This window comes from Brachyspira pilosicoli, assembly GCF_019402445.1.
GTDB lineage: Bacteria > Spirochaetota > Brachyspiria > Brachyspirales > Brachyspiraceae > Brachyspira > Brachyspira pilosicoli_B.
Genome location: NZ_SRZM01000003.1, coordinates 1 through 6,622, shown reverse-complemented (window position 1 = coordinate 6,622; position 6,622 = coordinate 1). Strand labels below are relative to the sequence as shown.

The following is a 6,622-nucleotide window of genomic DNA, read 5'->3' as shown; positions in this document are numbered from 1 at the left end:
CCCCGCACGCCTAAGAGGTTATAATTAAAGCATAGTATTACCGTGCGGCAAGCCCTCGACCGTAGGGAGTGCACAGCTAGGAGAGTAGCTCGTACAAAAAAAGGTCATACATATTAAATGCATGACCTTTTGTATTTTATAAGTTTATTTCTTACTGTTGTGCTTGAGTAGTGTTATTTTGCTGTCTTAACTGCATAACCTCATCATAAGTCAAATACTCTAAATCAGGATTATAATCACCGCTTCTCTCTTCACCATTAAGGCTAGGTATTATTAATCTTTGACCAGGAAGTATTAAATCAGGGTTATTAGGGTCTCTAAGTACATTTCTGTTAGCTTCATATATTCTATACCATTCTATAGGGTTGTTGTATATGTAGCTGTATCCAGCAATTCTCCATAAAGCATCAGTTAGAGGTACTCTTCTTACTACAACATAATATTGAGGCAATACAGTAACTTTTCCTTCTGTATTTACTTCCTGACCAGTAGTAGCATCAATTATTTGACCAGTTTCGTTACCACCCATCTCACCAGGTATAACTTGTCCGTCAATAGGTCCTCTCTCTTCTATAGCATTCATATTAAGATTAGCTTCCTGCATTTTTTGGTCAGCTAAAACATAATCATTGTTATTTAAAGCATCTTCAGCTTCCTGAATTGTTTTAGATAGATTTTGTTCTTCTTCGCTGTCTTTAGTTAAATAACCTTCACTTATAAGTCTGTCTCTTCTTGCTTTTAATTGCTCTAGATTTTTAACAGCTTCTTCTTTTTTCAACTGATTAGCAGTGTTTAATATATTATCCATAGTTTTAGAAGCTTCTAAAGCTTTATCGCTTGCAGTTTGAGGAGTGTTTTGTAAAGCATTATTAGCATCAGTTAAAAGTTTTGATACATTTTTATCATTATCATCACCTTTAGCTATCACTTGTTCATTAACTAAATTATTATATTTATTTTGTGCATCTTCTATATCTTTCTTAGCTTTTGCTATTGCATCTGCTTTCGCTTTAGCCTCTGCTTCAGCTTTTGCTTTGGCAGCAGCTTCTGCTTTCGCTTTAGCCTCTGCTTCAGCTCTTGCCTTAGCTTCAGCAGCAGCTTTTGCTTTAGCCTCTGCCTCAGCTTTCGCCTTAGCATCTGCTATAGCTTTATTTATGCCAGCTAATGCAGCAGATACATTCTGCTGAACGCTAGCAAAATTGTCGTTAGTAAGTGCTTCATCAGCTCTAGTTAAAGCACCATTAATATTTCTATCATTAGCATCGCCTGCTTTTACACTTTTACCTAATTCTGCTTTATATTTGTTTCTAGCATCATTAATAGATTTTGAAGCTATTGCTCTTTCTCTATTAAGATAACCTTCTTTAACACTGTTAGCAGATTGTAAAGCGTTGTTGAAAGAATTATATACTGTTGTAAATGTGTTTGAAGAAGCAGTAAACTCTTCATCTGTAGGAGGAGTTTGCGGTTCTGGAGGTAAATTAGTAATACTATTATTTCCTTCTTCAAAGAATTTAAGAGCTTCTTGATATTTTGTTTTAAATTCATTATCAGTAGAAGCACCTAATTGTTCTATTTCATTAATAGTTTTATTTGCATCATTTTTTGCTTTAGCTATTCTTAAAGTCATTAATCTATAAAACAATGATACAGTAGTTTTATCTATAGAATCAGAAGCCTCTTGAGATTTATCATAAGACTTTTGATATTCTCCGTCATTTTGTAAAGTCTCAGCTTCTCCAGTAATTCTAGCTGCATCATCATAAGTTTGAGCAGGTAATACGCTAAAACTAAAAGAGATTAAAGCTATATAAGCTACAATTTTCTTTATTAAAGTACTCATTTTTCTTTTATACTCCTTAAAATATTAAAATATTAGCTTTGTTGCTCTTGCTCTAAAGTTTCAAGCTCTTTTACCATAGCTTCAAGTTCAGCCAAACGCTCTTTTACTTTAGTTAAAGCTTCATCACTTTTATCGAATTGTTCTTTAGTTTTATTATATAAAGCTAAATAAGCCTCTTTTGCTGTATAAAGTTTATCTACTAACACTCTATAATCTTTAGTTTCAGCAGTATACATAGCATTTGCTTCATTGTATATTGTTTCAGCTTGAGCATATTCTTCACCATACATAACATTAGCTTTGATTTGACTAGCATTAGTATAATTTTCATCAGTTTGTTTTTTTAGTATTTCAGAATAAGGAGCTAAACCTTTATCTAAAACTAAATTATAATTAGTTTCAGCTGTAAGAAGAAGCTCTTTAGCTTTTTCAGCTTCATCTTTATTTTCTGCCTTCATAATGATATCAGCTTCTGCGTATCCTTTCTCAGCGATATCATAATCATTTTGAGCAAAAGTTTTAATTTCGGTATACTTGTTTACAGTCTCTCTTAATGCAGTAACTCTCTCATAATCTTTTGTAGGCAATCCTCCGCAAGACATTACAAAGAAAGATAATGCTATTATTAGAGCAGTCTTTTCTTTTAAACTCATATTAATACAATTCCTCCTGTTTTTTAATTATATAAAAATATAAAAAAATAATATGTTAACAACATTATCGCTTAAATAATTAAAAAGTCAAGTTATTTTAATTATAGAAGGCTTAGAATAAAATTTATATTTATACTAAAATCTACTATTATTATAAATTGTTTAAAGAGAAAAAAGTAAAATTAATTAAATTATAAATTACTAAAAATATTAAATGTTTTAAAAATACTACTTGCATTTTTTTTATTATATAGTATAATGATTAAACATTTTGCTGGTGTAGCTCAATTGGCAGAGCAGCTGATTTGTAATCAGCCGGTTGCGGGTTCAAGTCCCATCACCAGCTCATCTTTTTTTAACGCATATTTTTTTCATATTAATAAATCTGTTTTTCTTTTCGATAATTATTTTATATATTTTTAATATCTTCTTGGGATAATGTTATGGCAAATCTTAAATTAAAAGACTTAATTAAAAAAAATAATTTCTTTGTAATCGCAGAATCAGGTTCTAATCATGAAGGCTCTATAGATGATGCTATTCAATTAATTAGAGAAGCTTCTAAAGCGGGTGCTAATGCTGTAAAGTTTCAAAGTTTTACTTCAAAAACGCTCTTTGCACATAAAGAATATACTAAAATACTTAAAATACCAGAAAATGCATTAGATAATGTTGATGATATAGTATTAAAAAAAGAGTGGTACGAAACTCTGTATAAAGAAGCTAAAAAAAATAAAATCATTTTAATGAGCACTCCATTTTCTATTGAGGCTGTTGATGATATGAATAAATATGTGCCTATATATAAAATAGCTTCTTGTGATATAGATAATATTCCTCTTTTGAGAAAAGTTGCTTCTACTAAAAAACCTGTGATACTTTCTACTGGTTTGGCTACAAATAAAGATATAAAAAATGCTTTAAATATTTTAAAAAATAATGAGGTAGCTTTACTTCATTGTTCTGTGGAATATCCTACACCTTTAGAAAATGCCAGATTAAATAGAATAACTGTTATGAATAAACTTTTCAAAAAAAATATTATAGGTTATTCTGACCATACTATAGGAATAGATGCTCCTATTATAGCATATACTCTTGGAGCTAAAATCATAGAAAAGCATTTCACAATAACTCCAGAAAAAAAATCAGGCGACCATATAATAAGTTTAGATACTAATTCTATGAAAGAAATGATTTCAAAATTAAAAGATACTAATAAGATGCTTGGCGGAGATGAAGCTTTAAAGACTGAGAAAAAAATGAGTAAACAAGAGAAAAAAGAGCTTGTTTATGCTAAGAGGGGTATATATCTTAATCATAGTATGCTTAAAAATGAAGTGATAACAGAAAAAGATTTAATAACTTTAAGACCATGTGTTGGTATACCTGCCAAAGATTATGATAAAGTTGTTGGGAAAAAATTAAAACTTGATAAAAAATCTTTTACAGCATTGAATACCAATGATTTAAAAAAATAGCAATCAATAAAATTTATTTTATTTAAAAATAGTATTAAAGTAAACATAATCTATTTGATTTAATTCTTCAATATAGTATAATAAAACAAAGTATAATAATATTTGGAGAATGAAAAAATGAAAAAATTGCTAGCAATATCTTTGTTTATATCTATGAGTATTGCCCTTCATGCTTATGAAACTATACCTTATATGTTTAATAATATCGTTCCTTATGGTGTATCTCCTGATGAAGTAAATCAAATACTCATGTCTAATAGTTTTATAACAACAGAAGGACAGGCTGTAAGTGGTACTTTTTATATATCTTCATATCCTGATCCAGATTTAGCTTGGTATAATCCTCAAACTTTAAAATGGGTTAATATAAAGTTTACTACTAATGAGATGTCTGATTTATTTAAGAGAGATTTAAGTCTTTTATATTTTAATTATACATTAGATGATGAGTTTAAATGTATGACTATAACTGCTGAAAACCTATCTGAAGATAGTACTTTAGCAGGAAAAAATACTAAATGGGTTTATAAATTTTTCTTCCATAATGATAAATTATTTGCAGTAAGTTCTCGTTATCAAGGAGATGGTGCTTTAGAACAATATAAGCAAAGAAACCCTGATAATGAATATGCAAACCCTGGATATGTTATGTCTTCAGGTTTATTTAATAGAACTTTAAATGGTTTCATAACAAAATATGGCGGATTTGATAATAGTCTTGTAAGAACTTTAGATGATTTTGCTTCTATGTATTATGGAAACTACATTAATGGACAGGCTGATACTTCTTTATCTGTGTTCTATGCTAAATATGCTATGAAAAATATTAACTTCGTTGCTTCTTATGTTGATAACTACAGAATGAGACCTATTTATTACAGATTCCAAAATAAAATTTATGAAGATGTAAACGACATAGCAGATGTACCAGTTGGAATTCCACCTGAGGTAAAAAAATTAAATAAAGATAAAAATAATAATCAAACAACTACTGAGAATAATCAGCAATAATTAAGTTGTATAAATATAATAAAGAGAGGCTATATTTTAGTCTCTCTTTTTTTTTGCAAAAAAATATATATATGATATAATGAAACTTAAAATTTATTATTTATTTAAGAGGTTTCCTACAATGGATTTAAATGAATTGAGCATAATTCAAATTAGAGAGAAATTAAAAAATAAAGAAATAGACGCAGTTAGTTTAACAGAATCTATTATAAAGAAAATAGAAGAAGATGATAAAAGAGAAGATAAAATATATGCTTATTTAGAAATTTTTAAAGATGAAGCAATAGAGCAGGCAAAAAAAGCACAAGAGAGAATTAACAAAGGTGAAGATTTGCCTCTTCTTGGAGTTCCTTTAGCTATTAAAGATAATTTATGTTATAAAGACCATTTAATGACAGCTTCTTCAAAAATGCTTGAAGGCTACAAAGCTCCATACACAGCTCCTACAGTTCAGAGATTAATAGACAATGGTGCTATTATAATTGGAAGAACTAATATGGACGAGTTTGCTATGGGTGGTACTACAGAAACTTCTAATTATGGAATAACTAGAAACCCTGTTAATAGAAAACATGTTCCTGGAGGTTCTTCAGGCGGTTCTGCTGCTGCGGTTGCTGCTAATTTTGCTTTTGGTGCTTTAGGAAGTGATACTGGTGGTTCTATAAGACAGCCTGCTTCTTTCTGTGGTATAGTTGGTGTTAAGCCTACTTATGGGAGAGTGCCTAGACTTGGATGTGTTGCTATGGCTAGCAGTTTAGACCAAGTTGGTCCTCTTGCTAAAGATGTTAAAGATGCTGCTTTGATGACTAAAATTATTGCTGGTTTTGACCCTAAAGAATCTACTACTTTAAACATACCTGTACCTGATTATAATTCTCTTTTAGATGGAAATGTTAAGGGTATGAGAATTGGTCTTGCTAAAGAGTATTATGAAACTGATTTATTAAATAATGAAGTGAGAGAAAATGTAATGAAGGCTATAGATAATCTTAAGGCTCAGGGTGCTGAGATAGTGGATATATCTTTACCTAATGCTAAATATGGTTCTAGGGTTTATACTGCTGTTATGGCGGTTGAGGTTGCTTCTAATATGGGAAGGTATGACGGCATAAGATATGGTTATCACCCTAAAGGAGATTTTAATTTAGATGAATATTATTATGCTTCAAGAAGTGCTGGACTTGCTTTTGAAACTAGAGCTAGAATATTATTTGGTACTTTAATGACTGGTAAAAAATTCTTCTACAGCCATTATCAGCATGCTCTAAAAGTGAGAAAACTAATGCAAATGGACTTCGATAATGCATTCAAAAATGTTGATATTATCATATCTCCAACTTCTCCTATTACTGCAGGTCTTTTAGGCACAAGAGACCAAACTGACAGTGCTTTAGGGTTCTTAGCAGATAGTTATGCTTCTAATATTAACTTAGTTGGTCTTCCTGCAATGAGTGTTCCTTGCGGTTATGACAAAAACAATATGCCTATAGGTATACAGTTTATAGCTAAGCAGTTTGATGAGGCTTCTATGTTTAAAATGGCTTATGCTCATGAAGTAAATTACAAATAATTAGAATTTTAATAAAAATATAAAGGGCTTTTACTATTATCAATAGTTTAAGCTCTTTATTTTT

The 6,622-nt window shown here is 30.0% G+C and carries 5 protein-coding genes and 1 tRNA gene; 4 read left to right on the top strand and 2 right to left on the bottom strand.

Annotated elements, in window-relative coordinates; genetic code table 11:
• Nucleotides 1–151 precede the first annotated feature (151 nt).
• Both E6A48_RS00050 and E6A48_RS00045 read right to left on the bottom strand, forming a co-directional pair.
• Nucleotides 152–1,843: a LysM peptidoglycan-binding domain-containing protein gene (locus E6A48_RS00050; RefSeq protein WP_219708021.1), complete on the bottom strand. Its 1,692-nt coding sequence runs from the start codon at nt 1,841–1,843 to the stop codon at nt 152–154.
• 32 nt (nt 1,844–1,875) lie between these two features.
• The gene (locus tag E6A48_RS00045) at nt 1,876–2,496 is read right to left on the bottom strand and encodes a hypothetical protein (protein WP_219708020.1); all 621 of its coding nucleotides are present in this window, start codon (nt 2,494–2,496) and stop codon (nt 1,876–1,878) included.
• A 273-nt stretch (nt 2,497–2,769) separates the two neighbouring features.
• On the opposite strand from E6A48_RS00045, the gene E6A48_RS00040 reads away from it, so the two are divergent.
• The 4 genes from E6A48_RS00040 to gatA all read left to right on the top strand — a co-directional run bounded on the left by E6A48_RS00040 (nt 2,770) and on the right by gatA (nt 6,558).
• Nucleotides 2,770–2,842 (top strand) — tRNA-Thr (locus E6A48_RS00040).
• Nucleotides 2,843–2,939: 97 nt separating this feature from the next.
• Entirely contained in the window at nt 2,940–3,977 is a 1,038-nt protein-coding gene (locus E6A48_RS00035) for an N-acetylneuraminate synthase family protein (protein ID WP_219708019.1), read from the top strand.
• Nucleotides 3,978–4,094: 117 nt separating this feature from the next.
• Nucleotides 4,095–4,988, top strand: coding sequence for a hypothetical protein (locus E6A48_RS00030; protein WP_219708018.1), 894 nt, complete (start codon nt 4,095–4,097; stop codon nt 4,986–4,988).
• Nucleotides 4,989–5,109: 121 nt separating this feature from the next.
• Nucleotides 5,110–6,558, top strand: a complete 1,449-nt coding sequence (gene gatA / locus E6A48_RS00025) for an Asp-tRNA(Asn)/Glu-tRNA(Gln) amidotransferase subunit GatA (RefSeq protein ID WP_219708017.1) — start codon at nt 5,110–5,112, stop codon at nt 6,556–6,558.
• Nucleotides 6,559–6,622 lie beyond the last annotated feature (64 nt).